This window comes from Desulfobacula phenolica (genome assembly GCF_900105645.1).
In the GTDB taxonomy this organism is placed as follows: domain Bacteria; phylum Desulfobacterota; class Desulfobacteria; order Desulfobacterales; family Desulfobacteraceae; genus Desulfobacula; species Desulfobacula toluolica.
On record NZ_FNLL01000003.1, the window covers coordinates 326,073 to 342,708 of the forward strand.

14 protein-coding genes are annotated in these 16,636 nt (G+C 41.0%); 12 read left to right on the forward strand and 2 right to left on the reverse strand.

Annotated elements, in window-relative coordinates:
• From BLT94_RS06405 to BLT94_RS06430, 6 genes are all read left to right on the forward strand, one after another.
• The gene (locus BLT94_RS06405) at positions 1-891 is read left to right on the forward strand and encodes a tRNA threonylcarbamoyladenosine dehydratase (RefSeq protein WP_092231733.1); all 891 of its coding nucleotides are present in this window, start codon (positions 1-3) and stop codon (positions 889-891) included.
• The gene (locus BLT94_RS06410) at positions 869-1,276 is read left to right on the forward strand and encodes a VanZ family protein (RefSeq protein ID WP_092231735.1); all 408 of its coding nucleotides are present in this window, start codon (positions 869-871) and stop codon (positions 1,274-1,276) included. Before BLT94_RS06405 ends, BLT94_RS06410 begins: the two co-directional genes overlap by 23 nt.
• 30 nt (positions 1,277-1,306) lie before the next feature.
• The gene (locus tag BLT94_RS06415; RefSeq protein ID WP_175530291.1) at positions 1,307-2,110 is read left to right on the forward strand and encodes an MBL fold metallo-hydrolase; all 804 of its coding nucleotides are present in this window, start codon (positions 1,307-1,309) and stop codon (positions 2,108-2,110) included.
• A complete protein-coding gene (locus BLT94_RS06420) occupies positions 2,107-4,773 on the forward strand; it encodes a hypothetical protein (protein ID WP_092231742.1) in 2,667 nt (888 codons plus the stop codon). The genes BLT94_RS06415 and BLT94_RS06420 overlap by 4 nt, the downstream gene beginning before the upstream one ends.
• Positions 4,751-5,860, forward strand: coding sequence for a hypothetical protein (locus BLT94_RS06425; protein WP_092231745.1), 1,110 nt, complete (start codon positions 4,751-4,753; stop codon positions 5,858-5,860). Before BLT94_RS06420 ends, BLT94_RS06425 begins: the two co-directional genes overlap by 23 nt.
• Positions 5,861-5,922: 62 nt before the next feature.
• Complete coding sequence (locus BLT94_RS06430) at positions 5,923-7,167, forward strand: TIGR03790 family protein (protein WP_092231748.1); 1,245 nt, start codon at positions 5,923-5,925, stop codon at positions 7,165-7,167.
• Between the two features lie 85 nt (positions 7,168-7,252).
• Here BLT94_RS06430 and BLT94_RS06435 read toward each other — a convergent pair whose 3' ends face one another.
• Positions 7,253-8,017 carry a PEP-CTERM/exosortase system-associated acyltransferase gene (locus tag BLT94_RS06435; RefSeq protein WP_092231751.1) on the reverse strand — a complete coding sequence of 255 codons (765 nt, stop codon included), beginning with the start codon at positions 8,015-8,017 and terminating at the stop codon, positions 7,253-7,255.
• A gap of 197 nt (positions 8,018-8,214) precedes the next feature.
• Here BLT94_RS06435 and BLT94_RS06440 point away from each other — a divergent pair, with 197 nt between their 5' ends.
• The 5 genes from BLT94_RS06440 (at position 8,215) to BLT94_RS06460 (ending at position 14,475) form a co-directional block, all read left to right on the forward strand.
• On the forward strand, positions 8,215-10,254 hold the full coding sequence (locus BLT94_RS06440; protein ID WP_245742990.1) for a ThiF family adenylyltransferase: 2,040 nt from the start codon (positions 8,215-8,217) through the stop codon (positions 10,252-10,254).
• Positions 10,251-10,970 carry an ABC transporter ATP-binding protein gene (locus BLT94_RS06445; RefSeq protein ID WP_092231754.1) on the forward strand — a complete coding sequence of 240 codons (720 nt, stop codon included), beginning with the start codon at positions 10,251-10,253 and terminating at the stop codon, positions 10,968-10,970. The genes BLT94_RS06440 and BLT94_RS06445 overlap by 4 nt, the downstream gene beginning before the upstream one ends.
• Complete coding sequence (locus tag BLT94_RS06450; RefSeq protein ID WP_092231757.1) at positions 10,948-12,204, forward strand: ABC transporter permease; 1,257 nt, start codon at positions 10,948-10,950, stop codon at positions 12,202-12,204. Before BLT94_RS06445 ends, BLT94_RS06450 begins: the two co-directional genes overlap by 23 nt.
• 12 nt (positions 12,205-12,216) lie before the next feature.
• Positions 12,217-12,972, forward strand: a complete 756-nt coding sequence (locus BLT94_RS06455; RefSeq protein WP_092231760.1) for an outer membrane lipoprotein-sorting protein — start codon at positions 12,217-12,219, stop codon at positions 12,970-12,972.
• A gap of 126 nt (positions 12,973-13,098) precedes the next feature.
• A complete protein-coding gene (locus BLT94_RS06460; protein WP_175530292.1) occupies positions 13,099-14,475 on the forward strand; it encodes a DUF1302 family protein in 1,377 nt (458 codons plus the stop codon).
• A gap of 91 nt (positions 14,476-14,566) precedes the next feature.
• Here the strand turns inward: BLT94_RS06460 and BLT94_RS06465 are convergent, their stop codons facing one another.
• A complete protein-coding gene (locus tag BLT94_RS06465; protein ID WP_092231763.1) occupies positions 14,567-15,793 on the reverse strand; it encodes a glycosyltransferase in 1,227 nt (408 codons plus the stop codon).
• 35 nt (positions 15,794-15,828) lie between these two features.
• On the opposite strand from BLT94_RS06465, the gene BLT94_RS22300 reads away from it, so the two are divergent.
• Entirely contained in the window at positions 15,829-16,521 is a 693-nt protein-coding gene (locus BLT94_RS22300) for a DapH/DapD/GlmU-related protein (protein ID WP_092231766.1), read from the forward strand.
• Positions 16,522-16,636 lie beyond the last annotated feature (115 nt).

Consider the following 16,636-nt stretch of genomic DNA (forward strand, 5'->3'; position numbering starts at 1 on the left):
ATGAAAAAAGAAGAATACATCTCGGGAATGCTTGAAAGAACAGCTCTTTTTTATGACGAAGATGCCATTGAAAAAATACGGAATACGGTTTTTGCGATTTCAGGTTTTGGCGGTGTCGGTGCAATAACTGCGGAACTTCTTGCCAGATGGGGAATCAGAAGATTCCGCCTCCTTGATATGGACGTATATGAGCCTTCCAACCTGAATCGTCAGCTGTTTGCCTCATCATCCACTTTGGGCAGATACAAGGCGGATGTTACCGCAGAAAGAATTAAAGAAATTAATCCATATGCCAAAATCGACATGGTTGTTAAAGATCCTGTGGATAATGAGAATGTGAATCGATTTTTAGACGGTGCGGACATCATTATTCAAACGGCCGACAGTCCTTCCTGCCAACTGTTTTATCGGGCTGCGAAAAAATATAAGATTCCTGCGGTAAACGGTTTCAGCACCATCATCGGTTGCAGGGTTCAAATTTATGATTACAGGAAACCCAATAAATGGTTTGCTCTTGAGACCATTCGGGATAAAAAAAAATTTAAGGGGCGTAAAGATTTGGCCCAAATGAATAAAAAAGAACTGTCTGAATTCAATGCCGGATTCATGCACGGATCTGAAACGGGTGCCACATTGAATTTTGTGACAAATATCGCCGGTGCCATGATCGTGAGTGAGAGCATTAAACTTTTGACTGAAACGGGTAAGCCCTGCTGTTTTCCTGATGTCATTGATCTGGATCTGTATAACCTTAAATTGAGCGTCAAAAACACCTATTCTCCTTTTAGTTTGGAAAATTTCAAAAAAGTTTTTGGAAAATGGAATAAAACCCGGCATTTTAAGTCGTATCTTGCCAAAAGAAAAAAAGATGCAGGGATTAAACAAGGATAAAGGAAATATTCATTGGGTCTGGCCTGTTTTGTTAATGGTGGTGATTTTTATTGAATCTTCCATACCCATGGACGGCGGACCGGATAACATTGCATTTTTAACAAATCTTGATCCTGAAATTCAAAATTTTCTCCATATTCCCTTATACGGGGCGCTTGCCTTTCTGTGGTTGAGATTTTTTTATGCCTCAAAACAGATCTCGAAATCAGCAATATTTTGTGGCCTTATTATTACAATTTTATATGGAGGCCTTGATGAGATCCACCAGTCTTTTGTCCGGGGACGTTATGGCGGACTTTTTGACATATATTTGAATAGTGTCGGTGCAGTATTGGGAACCGTGGTGTTTCTGAAACCCTGGAAAGGTTTTAAAAAAGGTACTTAAAAAGGGTTTTGATTCTCGCATATGTCTGCAATGGAATTAGGGGGTCGTATTAAAATTATACAAAGAATTACAGTTGTTGTTTTTTTCCTGTGGGATGCTGTGTCGGCTTATGGCGGGCTTGGCCTCACGATTGCATATGACAATTCACCATATATGGAAGGCGTTACAGCGGATTGGGGTTTTTCTTGCCTTGTAACAGCCGGTCGGAAAAAGATTTTGTTTGATACGGGGAAGGACGGGACGATTTTGTTTTCAAACGCAAGTAAGCTTAAAATTGATTTGAAAGCAATTAATGCCATCGTAATTTCTCATCTTCACGAAGATCATACCGGTGGGCTGTTCCCCGTCCTGGGAATACAATCCAATGCAACGGTTTTTTTGCCGGAAGCAATGCCGGAAATGCAGCAGCAGTTTCAAGCGCTTGGAATAAAAAATTTAATTGTGGAAAAACCCATGCAAATCGGTAAGGGGTTATTTTTAACCGGTTCGATGGGTAAGGGGATTAGAGAGCAGGCTTTGATAATCAATACGCCGCCTGGGTTAATTATAATTGCGGGCTGTTCCCATCCCGGGATAATAAATATCATAAGCAGGTCTAAAGAATTGCTGCACCGCCCGGTTTACCTCGTGATTGGTGGTTTCCATTCCATGCCTGGAACGACCGAAGGAATGTTTAAAATTATTCAACAATTTAAATCGCTGGGTGTTGGAAAGGTGGGTCCGGCCCATTGCACGGATGAAAAAGTGAAGGCGTTTTTTAAGGCAGCTTACGGGAAAAATTATATCACCATGGGAGCCGGAAAAATATTAAATTTTTCGGTCGGGAAAAAATGAAAAAGAAGTTTTTTATATGGGTCTTTCTGTTGATAGTGTCCGGCATCTATCTTGTCTCTGCAGAAATACGATCAAAAGAATTCCATACATCCTATGCCAGGGAGGCATTGCCGTTACATGATCTGCCCGATGTTCTGCCGGAGCATCCCAGGCTTTTCATGAGGCCCAAGCCCTGGTCCCATGGCCCAAGTCTTCAGGAACTCAGGCAGCAGTCTGAATACGGAGACTTGAAAGCATTTGTCAATAGAAAGCCCTGGAACCCTAAACCGGGAATGGAATGGGCGTTCAGGTATCTTTTAACCGAAGATGAACACCTTGCCAAATCCGTTATAGACAGTATGAAAACATCCGATTTTTACTGGCCCGGTAAACTTACGGAACTGGCTGTGCTTTACGACTGGATGTACAATTGTAAGCTTTTCACCGGCAGTGATAAGCTAGTAGTTGAAAATAAAATCCTCCAATGGGCTGAAAAGGCTATTCAAATGGGCCAGGAACGTTCAACTCTCTGGAATCATATGGGGTATTCTCCTTTCTTGGATATTGCCGCTGCCGGACTTGCTCTGGCCGGTCACAGAAGGGAGGCCGACCGCCTGATGGCCATGGCCCGAGGATATGCAAAAAACAACCTGTTCCCGGCATGGCAGGCCAATGACGGAGCATGGCAGGGAGGCTGGGTCTACTATGCCCAGGGCTGTGCAAAACTGTTTGAGTTTGTTGCACTGTGGTCCGGTGCCACTCAAGAAAATTTGTATAAACTGATCCGGGAAGAGCAGGGGGACTGGCTGAAAAATCATCTTTACTATCTTATCTACACCATGTACCCGGACCGGACGCCGGTGGACACATCCGGATTTAGTGCCACGATCGGCCAGAAAGGCGGTGTCTTTACCCTTCTTCTGCTTGCCCGTGCCTTAAAAGATCCGTACGCTATTGAGCATGTCCGTTGGAGAAACGAGAAGGGATGGCGACTGGGAATTTGGCAATATCTTTATGCCCTGCCTGAAAATTTTCCACGGGGAAAAAAAAAGAATACCCTTCCCCTGTCAAAGCTATGGGGAAGAAAAGGGATGGGATACGTCCAAATGAGAAGCGGGTGGGGGGAAAACGATACAATTGTTGAGTTCAAATGCGGGGATTATTTCTGGTCTCACCAGTTTCAGAACCAGAATTCGTTTACAATCTATCGAAACGGGCGGCTTGCCATCCAGAGCGGCTTTTATGATTCCTACTTCAGCAGGCATATGCAATTTTACTATCGGCCGTCCATCAGTTCAAATACCATACTCCTGGTCCAGCCCGGTGAAACAAGGTGGATCCCGGAATCGGTGGCTTACCGGTTCGGAATTCCCAATGAAAAGGGGTATATTAAGGAATGGGGAGGGCAACGCAATTGTTATATCATGCCGAAATACGGCAGTGCGGAATCCTGTTTTACCTGGAATAAATATGTGTGGCGAAAAAATAATCAGCATCATTTTGAAACAGGCGACATAAAGGAATTCGAGACAACTGACCAATATACCTATGTTTTCGGAGATGCCACAGATGCCTATAATAACAACAAGTTCTCTGCTTTGGGCAACCGTCCTAAAATGGAATTGTCCCAGAGGGCGATGGTTTTTCTTGACCGCAAATACCTGGTTGTTTTTGACAGGATCCGGTCACTGGACCGTGGATATAAAAAGAAATGGCTGCTTCACAGTATTGGGGAACCTGTTTTGGAAAATCGTCCTTTGAAGGTTGAAACAGCAGGCCACAGGGAAATTTACAATGCCGGGTCTGTAAGAATCAATCATCTGGAAGGGTCTTTGGTCTGCAAGACCCTGTTTGGAAATGATTTTTTAATAGAAAAGATCGGCGGATCAGCCCGGGTATCAAAAATATTTCCAAATTCGGATAATAAAGGAACGGCCCTTTTAAAAACGTCTATTAATGATGGATATAGCCGTGTCAGCAGCACCATTGCAACGGATAAGGCGGTAAAAGAAACCTGGCATATAGAGTTCCTGGATTCTGATAGGTTCAAGGTTCGTGGATCTGTTACAGGGCCGGACGGTTCAGGCTCCGTTAAAAAAAAATATTTTTTATCAAATACCGAATCTCTTTTCATTCCAGGTCAAAACTGGGTCGGGAGACCTGTTAAAGGCGATTTTTTCAGACTGAAAATCTTATCGTCTTCACACCGGTTCTGGGTGGATGGACAAAATCAGAGTCCGGGCATAAAAAAAATGATTCAGCTTTTTCATGACGGCACGCATGTCGAACCTGGCAACTGGCGGATTGAAGTGTATCCGAAAAACCAAAACGAATTTGACAGCTTTCTGCATTTTTTGTATCCCTGCGACAGGAAAAATAATAAATTTCCAGACCCTGTTGAACTTGTGACGGATGACAACACCATGAAAGGCTTATTTGTGGATCACTGGGTACTCCTGTTTTCAAACATTACGGAATTTGTTTACCGGAAAATCACATACCCGATTCAGTCAAACAAACAGATGTCCCATCTGTTGACCGGTATGAAACCGGATAAAGAATTCATTGTGACCATTTTCATGCCTGACAGCCGGGAAAATAAAACAATACGGTCGTCAGGCTCCGGGACCCTTTTATTTTATACCTCAAAGGCACGGAAAATTGAAATTTTACCGAAATATTGAACACTGGTTGTTCTGGGTAGTCTGTTCCCTTGTTTTTTCTATCCTGACAGCCGACAATGTTTTTTCATGGCATGCGGTTCAATTGCACAAAGGCACGGATGCACATAAGCTGTCACTCATCTTCATTCCTTCAGGATTCAAGCCTGACAGTGCAGACCGGTTTGAGTATGAGGTGGCGGCCAATCTGAAAAAATTATGGCAGAACAATTTTTTTGCCGACCACCAGCAGCGGTTTGATGTGTTCCGGGTGGATGATCAATACGATCATGACGGATACATAAAAACGGATGCTCGGATTTTAAGCCTGATCAATACCCAGGATGATTGTAATTTTGGTAACAGCCGGACATGCAGGAAGATTCATATCATCATACAAAATGAATCCGGCTGGAACGAAACGAGTTGGCATTTTGTCAGATTGAGGCTGGAAGCCAGGAATTATTATACCCTGGCTCATGAATTATCCGTCCATGTCCTTGGAAATCTTCGTCCTTATAACGGACCGATCATGAAAGATGAATACATGTCTCCTCCCCGGTGTGCCCTACAAAATTATACCTATACCATGGCAAATGCTCATGACAGAGACAGCAATGAAAAATGGAAGGATCTTGTCAAAAACCCGCCATTTGAGGGAGCTGCCTATTGCTCACATTTTTTTAGACCGTTTGAACACTCTATTGCCAGAAGTTCGAGAAACAGGGATTGCTGCCCGGTCGGTTACAAATCAGCTATCATAGGTCTTGCCAAAAGAACCCACGACGGGACATTTTTTGATGAACTTACCAAACCAGCTGTAAAAATAACAGGAACTTTACCTGGAAACTGTTCCCGGTTCGTTGAATTCAATGTAACAACCAGTGATATTTCAGGAATTGACAGGGTGGAAGTCTATACATCTGTTGATAATCGAGAATATAGATCTTTAGCCTTTGACAGAACAAATTCCAGCCGGTTCCGGATTGATCTGGAATCTCTTAGCGGAAAGGAGTTCTGGTTTAGGGTTTATGTTTATGACGGAGCCTGGAATTATTGGGGGCATCCTGATCCCGGCAGTCAGTTGGGACCTTTTATCCCTAAAAGATAGGTTAAATCATGGGATGATTTTTACACTTTTTGATTCAGTAACAGTTTATCGAATAAGAAAAAATGAATAAATTCTACTTTTTTTTAACACTGTTTGTTGTGGCTTCTTGTATAATACCTGTTTATGCCATTGAACCTGACGAGATCCTTGTTTTGGCAAACAAGAATGCAGCAAAAAGCAATGGGCTGGCAGCATATTATATGGATAAACGAAAGATACCTGAAAAGAATCTGTTACAGTTGTGGGTGACAGACAAGGAGTATATCTCAAGGAAAAATTATGACAAAAAAGTGGTTGTGCCGGTCAGGCAGCATCTTGAAAAAGAAGAGAACAGGCAGATTCGATGTATTGTAAGCATGTTCGGACTGCCCTTGAAGATAGGGCCAAAAGGTTTATCCCACGCAGAAAAATTGCAACTGGCCGAACTTGACGATCAAAAAGAAACGATTTTAAAACAGATTGATAAAAAACAATTTCCAGACGAGGAACTGGAAAAAACATTAAAAAAACAACTATCAAACATCCGAAATCAGATAAAGCAGTTCAAGCAAAGGACGGACAGTTCCGCCTCTTTTGATTCCGAACTGGCACTGGTAAAAACAGATGATTATAATTTGAATATGTGGATTCCCAATCCGTATTTTCTGGGATTCAAACATCAGAAATTCCATACCAGGCGATGGGATGTTTTGATAACTTCCCGGCTGGACGGGCCTTCTGCACGAATAGTGAAACGCATTATTGATGACGGTATTAGTGCTGAGAAAGAAGGATTAAAGGGCAGGGCATATTTTGATGCCAGGTGGAAAAATTCCGAAAAAAAAAAGGCTTCCGGGTATGGATTTTACGATAAATCCATACATAGGGCAGCGGATTTTCTTGAAAAAGAAAAGATCATTCATGTGACAAAGGATGATAAAAAAGATTTGTTCCAGCCGGGTGATTGCCCTGAAGCCGCTCTTTACTGCGGGTGGTACAGACTTGCAAACTACCTTGATGCGTTTGACTGGCAACCGGGATCTGTCGGATATCATATTGCCAGCCAGGAATGCCAGTCGCTCAGAAGCGGCAAATACTGGTGTGTCAAGATGTTGGAGGACGGCATTTGCGCAACCATTGGACCGGTCGATGAACCTTATGTCCAGGCATTTGCGGTCCCTGAAATATTTTTTAAATATTTGACGGAAGGATATTTAACACTTGCGGAGGCATATTTTATAAGTTTACCTTATCTGTCCTGGAAAATGGTGCTGGTTGGAGACCCGTTATACCGGGTGAATATGAAAAACCGAGCATCCCCTCAATAAAAATATTTTTATTAACTCATGTCTTGAATTCTCAGGACCTTGAAAATTCAATGAATAAAACATCCGCTTGAATGTAAAACAATAGTTATTTATTTTTATTTTGATGGATTTCAAGGGAAGGATGATATTGCTTTTCAAGTCCTGCCAGCATTATGTTCAGCATATCAGGATCATTTTTCAGCAAGTTTTTTTCAATTTCATCAACAATTCCAAGATAGGGGATTCTTTCACCATGATATTCCACGGACTCTCCGATCCTGTGGAATATAAATCCATATTTTTTCAGGGCATAAAATATTTTTTTCTGTGTGATCATATACCAGTGACTTATACCGCGTCTCCGGCTTTCGTGGTACATGACCTGGTAGAGTCCCAGTACAATGATCGGGTTTTTCCTTCCCTGCATTCCGTCGGGGATGGACCCGTCATCCGGCAATACCCCGCCGTGTTTTCTTTTAAGATAAGATTCCACGCCATACATCCCGTCTTCTTTTCTTCTCCTAAGATCCTTGCTCACCGTCAGTCTTGAAATTTCAGCAATTTTTGACCTGTCCGGTTTTGTGCCTATAAAATTTGTTTTAACGGCATGTTCGATGGGAAATCCTTTGTCCGAATCAAATACCAGCCTGATTGTACCCACCACGGAATCGTTTTCATTCAGGCAGACAAAATGGATCGAATCATTTTCATATTCATCTTTTTCAAGTCCGCCTGGATGATCTGCTGCTTTTTCAAATCTAAATTCCTGAACATAGACTTCATACCGCATGCGAAAACTATCTTTCAACACATTATTATCTTCCACCAGTCCGAATCGGAATTTTCCGTATTGAACACTTTTATCAATCATTAATAAAGATCCTGTTTTGAAAGTAAATTGTCTTGAAATATAAAGCAATTAGGGGTAATATGATAAGAGTAATTATTTTCCCCATGTTTTGTCAAGCTGTTTGTTAAAATAGTTGTTCAAGATCAGCCTAAAAAAAAATATAAAATGACCATGTTCGGCAAAAAGTTGTTTGGTCAATTGTTTGGCAGGATTCAATCATGTCTGAAAATTCAAATTTTAAGTCCGGTTTAATGAAAAATGATATTCATACAAAAGATGAATATTATAAAATCGCCTTTTCCAGAAATATAGGTTTGCTGACTGTTTTAGAACAAAAAAAATTAAAAGATTCAAGGGTTGCCATACCCGGTATGGGAGGGGTTGGCGGAATTCATCTGATTACCATGGTCAGATCCGGGATTGGAAATTTTAATATTTCTGATTTTGATATATTTGAACCTGTTAACACCAATCGTCAATATGGTGCTAACACATCGTCATATGGCCGATCCAAGTTGGATGTCATGAAAGAACAGGCGCTTTTAATAAATCCGTATATCAATATCAATACATTTTCCGAAGGGATCAATTCTGACAATATGGATGGGTTTTTAAAGGACGTTGATGTTGTTATTGACGGACTTGATTTCTTTAATTTTGATCTTCGCAGGCTGCTTTTTAAGAAAGCACGGCAAAAAGGTGTTTATGTTATTACGGCAGGCCCCATGGGATTCAGTTCCGCACTTTTGATATTTGCGCCTGATCGTGGGATGGGATTTGATGAATACTTTAATATTGTTGATAATATGCAACCGGAAGACAAATTTTTGTCTTTTGCGCTGGGCTTGGCCCCAAGACCTACACATGTTCAATACATGGATTTTTCAAAGGTTGACTTTGAAAAAATGGCTGGCCCTTCGCTTAATGTCGCCTGTCAACTATGTGCCGGCATGGCTGGAACAGAAGCGCTTCGGATTATTTTGAACAGAAAGGGCCTTAAACCTGTTCCTTATTATTTTCAGTTTGATCCGTATCTTATGAAGCTGAGCAAAGGTAAATTATATTTTGGGAACCGAAACCCGGTTCAAAGAATAAAAATGAGCATTGTAAAACGATTGCTCGAAGCAGGCAAAGGGGTTCAAAAACAAAGCCCGCCACCTTTGCCGAAGGTTTTTTATCCAGGCCGCGATACTCTGCCTGATGATGTGAAATATTTTTTGTTAAAGGCCGGTATTCAGGCTCCTTCCGGTGACAATTCTCAACCTTGGAAATTTTCCATATCTGAAAATAAAATATTTGTTTTTCTTGATCCTGATGTAGACAGATCTTTTTTTAATGTCAATCAAATTGCTTCCATGATCTCCTGTGGAGCGGTTATTGAAAACATACGGATTGCATCCGGTCAGATCGGCTTTCAACCTGATATTGAATATTTCTCTGATGAAACAGGTGTTGGCGGATCTATTGCACTTCATCCGGGGCAGGCCCAAAATGATCCTTTGTATGAGTGTATATGGAAACGTCACACCAATCGAACCATGTACAGACAGGAAAATATTTCAGGTGATGTTTTACGAAATTGCAGGGAGGCGATTTCATGTTTTCCAGAGACAAGACTTCATGTTGTAGCGCGAAAGGACGGGTTAAAGAAGCTTGCCGGTATTATTTATCAAATTGATCGTATCAGAACTGAACATCGCCCTTTGCATGAGCATTTAAACAAAATGATCCGATTTAGTTCGCGTGAAATTAATGAGAGCAATGACGGGCTTCCGTTAAAAAATCTTCAAGCAGGGTTTGCCGGAGAACAGTTTTTAAAATTCACCAAACCCTGGCAGGTAATGAATTTTTTAAATAAAACAGGGATTGGCCGACTGGTTGCAATGCATTCATACCTAGGTATCATCAATTCATCTGCCGTTATGCTGCTGACCGTTGGCGGAATGACGGATAAAGATTTTTTAGCCGGTGGAAGAGCCCTTCAAAGGGTATGGCTCGAATTGACGCGCCATGGGTATCATGTGCAGCCCATGACCGCAGCAACTCTTTTCTTTATGCGATTTGCCTTTAAAAAAGAACATGAATTCTTACCAAAACATATCCGCCTGCTTGATTCAGTGAAAAAATATTATTTAAATCTTTTTCCCGGATTTAACTTGAGCAATGGCCAGGTTATGCTTTTCAGGGTCGGCTTTGGTCGGGAAATCAAACATTTTACAAAACGGAAAAATGTGAAAGATTTTTTAAGGCAGGTATGAAAACAATCGTTAAAACAGAACATGTTTCAAAAACTTTTTTATTGGGAAAGACACAAGTTCAGGCGTTAACAGATATCAGCATTAAAGCCTTTGAAGGTGAATTTCTTGCCATTGCAGGACCGTCCGGAAGTGGGAAAACAACTTTGCTCAACCTGATCGGCTGTATTGATAAACCGACCAAAGGAATCATCAAGATTGACGACGAGATTGTCACGGGTTTTTCATCCAACAAACTTGCCGATATCAGGCTGGCGAAATTAGCCTTTATTTTTCAAACCTTTAATTTGATACCTGTTTTATCAGCCTGTGAAAATGTGGAATACCCTTTATTGAAAACCGTTAAAAACAAAACTGAACGTTTTGATCGTGTCTTTTATGCCTTACAAAGCGTAGGGCTTGAAAAATTCGTAAAACACAGACCGGATGAGCTCAGCGGAGGGCAGCGCCAAAGGGTTGCAATAGCTCGTGCCCTGGTCACTGAACCCCGGATTATCCTTGCGGACGAACCCACGGCAAACCTGGATCAGAAGACAGGTGAAGATGTTTTGAATATTATGAAAAGCATAAATAAAGATAGCAATACCCTGTTTATATTTTCAACCCATGATCCAAAAGTCATGCAGATGGCTTCCAGGATAATTAGAATTACCGACGGCCGCGTCGTGGAACCCACTCACCCGGGCAGGTTAAAAAATGAATTTTCCCATAAGCATTAAACTGGCAGTAAGAAATATTTTTAGAAATAAAATCAGGACATTGATAACCCTTGCAGCGATTGCATTCGGTTCTGTGTCCATTATCATTGCCGGCGGATTTTTTGAAGACACGTTCATGCAGATGAGAGAGGCTGTCATTCACAGCCATTTGGGACATATTCAAATTTACAGCAAAGGATATAATGATCACGGATCATCCGCACCGTTCGACTATTTGATTGAGGAACCCAATACCGTGACAGAGAAGATTGTCCCTTTGGATCATGTAAAACTTATAACCCCGAGAATTTCTTTTTCCGGAATGATCAGTACTGGCGACAATACGGTATCCGTCTTTTGCCAGGGGGTTGATCCGGAAGGAGAGTTGATTTTAAATAAGATTGAAAATATTAAGGACGCAAGCACGGGTCTCGCCATCCAGGAGGGATCAAATCTTACAAAAAATGACCGGTTTGATATGATTTTAGGCAGAGGCCTGGCCAAAAACATCGGGGCAAAACCAGGTGATTCTCTTGTATTATTAACCAATACGGTGGGCGGATCATTGAACGCTTTTGACATGAATGTGAAAGGCGTTTTTTTTACGGCTTCCAAGGAATTTGACGACCGGGCCTTGAGACTTCCAATTGATATGGCTCAAAAACTCATTCGAACCGAAGGTGTCCAGACACTGGTTGTGTTGCTGGATCAAACAGAAAATACTTTAGCGGTTAAAGAACAGATCCTGAAAACGATTTGGTCAATGGACACGGAACTTGAAATAAGAGTATGGAGTCAGTTGGCGGATTTTTACAATAAAACCGTTGAATTATACGGCAGACAGTTTTTTATACTTAAACTTATCATTACAATTATTGTTATTTTAAGTATTTTTAATACTATCAATATGGCAATATGGGAACGGACCCGGGAAATTGGAACCATTATGGCCATGGGATATAAAAAAATTGATATTATGAAACTTTTTTTGGCCGAAGGGTTTATACTCGGCCTTTTAGGGGGGATTACAGGGATTATAGCCGGGACAATACTTGCATGGATCATCTCTTTTTTCGGGATTCCAATGCCGCCGCCGCCCGGTGCAACGGTCGGATGGACTGCCTTTATTAAAGTCGTGCCCGGCCTTTTGGGCTCGTCAATGATTATATCCGTATCCGCATCTGTGGTTTCATCTTTTTATCCTGCATTTAAGGCCTCCAATCTTGTTATTACAGATGCATTAAGGCATTATTAGGGAGTTTTCTTTATGGGAAAATCAGTTTTAAACGGTTGTGTTTTTGTAATGTGTTTTCTTTTGTTTTATTACACTCCGGTTGTGTCTGAAACAATAACAGCTCAAACCATACTGCAACATACCGATGAGATTAGAAATCCCCGGACGGATTACCGGGTGACTGCAAAAATAACAAGCAAAAAACCCCGAAAAAAAGATAAAACCGCAATTTACGAAATACTGATAAAGGGGCAGGATAAAACCATCATTAAAACGCTTAAGCCTGAAATAGATAGAGGAACATCTCTTCTGATGCTGAAATATGATTTGTGGGTCTTTTTGCAGACCGTTTCAAAACCCCTCAGGATTTCTCTGCAACAGCGACTTTTTGGCGAGGCTGCCAATGGTGACATTGCCAGGGTTAATTTTTCCGGGGATTATGATCCTGAATTATTGGATATTGTGACAATCAAAGAAAAACCATTTTATTTTTTAGAACTTACAGCCAAAAATGAAAAAGTAACTTATCATAAAATAAAGCTGTGGGTGATGAAAGATACATATTATCCTGTAAAAGGCGAGTTTTATGCATTTTCCGGTAAACTTCTGAAAACATGTTATTATACCAATTATAAAAAGGTCCTGGATAAAATGCGTCCCACACGATTAGTCCTTGATAATCCTCTGGTTAAGGGCCAAAGAACCATTATCGATTATTACGATATGAGGCGGGACACATTTTCCGATAAAATTTTTACTAAAAATCATATGAAAAAATTGAAATATTAAAAAAGGTTCTTAATCGACATGCAAATCAAGACAATCAAAAGATTCTCGGGGTGTATCATTGTTTCAATGGTATTCATATCTGCGCTGCTTGTTAATTTGTGTTTCGGTCTTCAAGTTTGTGGGGTTATGGAGGCAAACACACAGGAAAATAAGGTCTTTGAGATCACTGATGAAACCCCGGACTTTTTATTCAATATTTTAGAAGATGATTCCAAGGCCACACACAAAGAAATTATAAAGGATGATCCGCTGGATTCCATTGAAGCCCCCTCAAAATTATCCATGGGAGGTGATCTGAGAAATGAAACAGGATACCGGATCAACAAGCCGCATCATTTCTCAAAAATCAAAAATTCACTAAATTTGGAAGTCTCCGGAGATTTGTCGAACACTTTATCTTATGTGATAGGCTCACGGTTTTCATATGATGCTGTTTTTGATTTAACAGACAATTATAACAATACAGTTGAAGACGATCAAAGAGTAAGAGCAGACGTAAGAGATGCATATCTTGACCTTGGTTTTGGAAATTTTGATTTCAGGCTGGGAAACCAGCAGATAGTATGGGGGCAGGCTGTCGGCCTGTTTTTTGCCGATATTGTAAACCCCAAGGATTTGAGAGAATACATTTTGTCTGATTTGGACCAGATCAGGATACCTGTGCCTGCGGCAAACCTGGAGTATTATTATAATAGGTTTTATTTCCAAATGATCTTTATTCCTTTTCCCGAATTTAATGAATTTGGGAAACAAGGATCGGAATTTGATTTTTTACGATCACTTTATAACCGTAATGCGGATTATGTTTTCAACCATCCTTCAGAACCTTCTAACAGCCTTGATAACAGCGAAGTCGGCTTTCGGTTTTCCCAACTGGCAGATGGCTGGGATATATCCGTGTTTTATTTGTATGATGTTTACAATTTTCCCGTGAATTACCGAAGGATTGCTTTAAATCCATCTGGTTCAAAACATCCCGTTACCATAACCTATTTGCCTGAATATGAAAGAATGCACAGGCTTGGAACCACTTTTTCCAAAGAGGTGATGGATGCTATTTTTAAAGGAGAATTCATCTACAGCAATAACATGTTTCTTCAATCTTCTGATCCTGCTGACCTGGATGGGATTGAAAAAAGTGATTCTTTTGACTGGTTGCTGGGGGTTGATTATACCTTTTTTAACTCTTTGGATACAAATTTTCAATTCATGCAAAGGATCATATTTGATCATAAAGACATTATGGTACAAAACAAAGTTGCCACCTCTTTTTCAATCTGGCTGAAAACCGGATTTTATGACAACCTAATTGAACCGGAACTTTTTTTTGTCTCAAGCATTAACCAAAGGGATGCTCTGTTTCGTCCCAAGATTATCTATAATTATAGAGACAATCTCAAATTGATTTTGGGGGCTGATGTCTTTTTTGGGGAATTAGACGGAGATTTTGGTGTTTTTGATGAAAATGACAGGGTCTACTTTGAAATCCTGTATAAGTTTTAAACTCGGATACAAGAGTGATGTTCTGTTCGGCAATTGCATGAAAAATGTCGCAACTGTTAATTTTTTCAGTGCGGCACAATTACTGATCAAGTTAACTTTTTGTTTTCATATACCGCTCCATGATATCTGCGGCTGTCTTGGCAGGCCTACAGGTTTTCAGAATCTTTTGCATCTGCCTGGCATTTTTAGCAAAATATGTATTGGCTAATACGGCATGAATCGTATCCAAAAGCATTTTTGGATTTGTGTAAAATTCTTTCCATGAGAGTGACATTCCAACTCTCAGGCTCTCAACTCTCCTCATATTATAGGCCTGGTCCGGTATCGTTGAAATTCCTATGATCGGTTTGCCGTGGAGCAATGCCTGGTAAATTGTGCCGTTCCCTCCGTGGCAAACGACTGCATCACATGCCTTCACAACCATATCTCCATCAATATATTCTTCAATGTAGATATGGCCCGGAATAGTTGGCATCCTTTCAGATTGTCTGCCTGTTGTCATTACGCATGTGTATTGACCCTCTTGAAAAAGATTGTAAGCTAATTGGAAAAAATCACCCAGGCCGGTGGTTCCCATGGTTATGTAGATCAGTTGATTCCGGGCATTGGGTGGCCACCATGCCGGAGGCGAAAGGTTGCTTTGCCATGTAATCGGCCCTATATGGTAATAGTCTTTAGGCAGATTTTTTGTGGGAAAATATTCAGGAATATCCGCAAGGAAAGTAATATCCTTGCCTGTCAGACAATTGGTTGAGGTAATTGTTTTCTTGAGTCCGTGCTTTTTGCTCAGTCGTTTGAAAATGTTCATAATATTGTCAAAGACAAGCATTTCAAGTCTGAGATTAAGCTGGTCAAGTATTTTCCAAAGCCTTGTATCTCTTTTTATAAGCCGTTCGTGGAGCCAATCAAAAAAGGGAATATAAGGAAGTGCCCTGTACTCAGTGGATGAGGCATTTACGATTGCCGCATGTACAATTTTTGCCATATGGGTTGATATGGGTGCTGTGAACCTTCCGTCAGTAAGGACAATGTCGGGTTTTACCACGCTATACAAAGCAAGGTCTGCCTCTATCATATGTTCAATTTCAGCATTGCTGATAAACCTTAGTTTTCCTTTGCGGATGTTGCCGAAAAGAATTTCGGGATCGGGTTCATAAACGGGAAGAACGCTAAACCCTTCCTGCCGGATAAAAGCCGTATTTGAGCTTTCACCGGCAAAAATAACTTCATGCCCTCTGCTTTTGAGTTCTTTTGCCAGGACAAGGGGACGGCTTAAATGTGAGAGAGTATGGGTATAAGGGATACAAAGAATTATCATTTTATTTTTATACCTTTTGTAAAAGAGGGACACACATGCGAAAAATTAAGGCAGCCCCTGTCATTATTTTTACTTTCATTTTTTCCACGTCACTGGTACTGGCTATTATTACTACCACCAGCTTGTTCCATTTCATTCCTCTCGGAGATTTTCGCGGCATAACCTTTGTGGCTGCTGCGGTTTTTTTTCTTTATATCTATGCTATTTTTTTTTACAGGCTTTTTCTTTGTGTTATACCCCTCAGGGAAGGATACTTTGAAGAAGGTTCCCATGAGGAATTCGGTTATCATGTTTACCTGTTATTTTACCTCATCATGTTTTATCCGTTAACCCGGAGTAAATTCATACCTGTACCTTTGATGCGTGTTGTCTATCTTGCTTTGGGGGCACACCTGGGGCCAAATACTTACAGCTCCGGGACCATTCTCGATCCGCCACTTACCTTTATTGGTGCCAATACCATCATAGGACAGGATGCAGTGCTGTTTTCCCATGCCATCGAGGGGAGGCATCTATCCCACGCTTCGATTCGCATTGGTGATGATGTGACAATCGGTGCCAACTGCGTTATCATGTCCGGTGTAAGCATCGGTGATGGTGCCGTTGTTGGTTCCTGTGCATTGGTGCTGAAGGATACGCAGATCAAATCGGGTGAAGTATGGGGAGGCGTGCCTGCTCATCGCCTCAGGAGCGGAATACAGAATGAAAAAACAATCCATTTTCAGTAACAGCCATATCCGTTTGGAATCTTTTTTTTTCTTGAAATTTTTATGTTCCGTGTTGATGTGCGGAACATATATACCAAAAAAGAGGCGATTTATCGCCTCTTTTTTGGGGAAAATG

What these genes read in the sequence shown, in the direction of transcription:
- BLT94_RS06405 (WP_092231733.1), top strand. Translation starts at nt 1, where the DNA reads ATGAAAAAAGAAGAATACATCTCGGGAATGCTTGAAAGAACAGCTCTT.
- BLT94_RS06410 (WP_092231735.1), top strand. Translation starts at nt 869, where the DNA reads ATGCAGGGATTAAACAAGGATAAAGGAAATATTCATTGGGTCTGGCCT.
- BLT94_RS06415 (WP_175530291.1), top strand. Translation starts at nt 1,307, where the DNA reads ATGGAATTAGGGGGTCGTATTAAAATTATACAAAGAATTACAGTTGTT.
- BLT94_RS06420 (WP_092231742.1), top strand. Translation starts at nt 2,107, where the DNA reads ATGAAAAAGAAGTTTTTTATATGGGTCTTTCTGTTGATAGTGTCCGGC.
- BLT94_RS06430 (WP_092231748.1), top strand. Translation starts at nt 5,923, where the DNA reads ATGAATAAATTCTACTTTTTTTTAACACTGTTTGTTGTGGCTTCTTGT.
- BLT94_RS06435 (WP_092231751.1), bottom strand. Translation starts at nt 8,017, where the DNA reads ATGATTGATAAAAGTGTTCAATACGGAAAATTCCGATTCGGACTGGTG.
- BLT94_RS06440 (WP_245742990.1), top strand. Translation starts at nt 8,215, where the DNA reads ATGTCTGAAAATTCAAATTTTAAGTCCGGTTTAATGAAAAATGATATT.
- BLT94_RS06445 (WP_092231754.1), top strand. Translation starts at nt 10,251, where the DNA reads ATGAAAACAATCGTTAAAACAGAACATGTTTCAAAAACTTTTTTATTG.
- BLT94_RS06450 (WP_092231757.1), top strand. Translation starts at nt 10,948, where the DNA reads ATGAATTTTCCCATAAGCATTAAACTGGCAGTAAGAAATATTTTTAGA.
- BLT94_RS06455 (WP_092231760.1), top strand. Translation starts at nt 12,217, where the DNA reads ATGGGAAAATCAGTTTTAAACGGTTGTGTTTTTGTAATGTGTTTTCTT.
- BLT94_RS06460 (WP_175530292.1), top strand. Translation starts at nt 13,099, where the DNA reads ATGGAGGCAAACACACAGGAAAATAAGGTCTTTGAGATCACTGATGAA.
- BLT94_RS06465 (WP_092231763.1), bottom strand. Translation starts at nt 15,793, where the DNA reads ATGATAATTCTTTGTATCCCTTATACCCATACTCTCTCACATTTAAGC.
- BLT94_RS22300 (WP_092231766.1), top strand. Translation starts at nt 15,829, where the DNA reads ATGCGAAAAATTAAGGCAGCCCCTGTCATTATTTTTACTTTCATTTTT.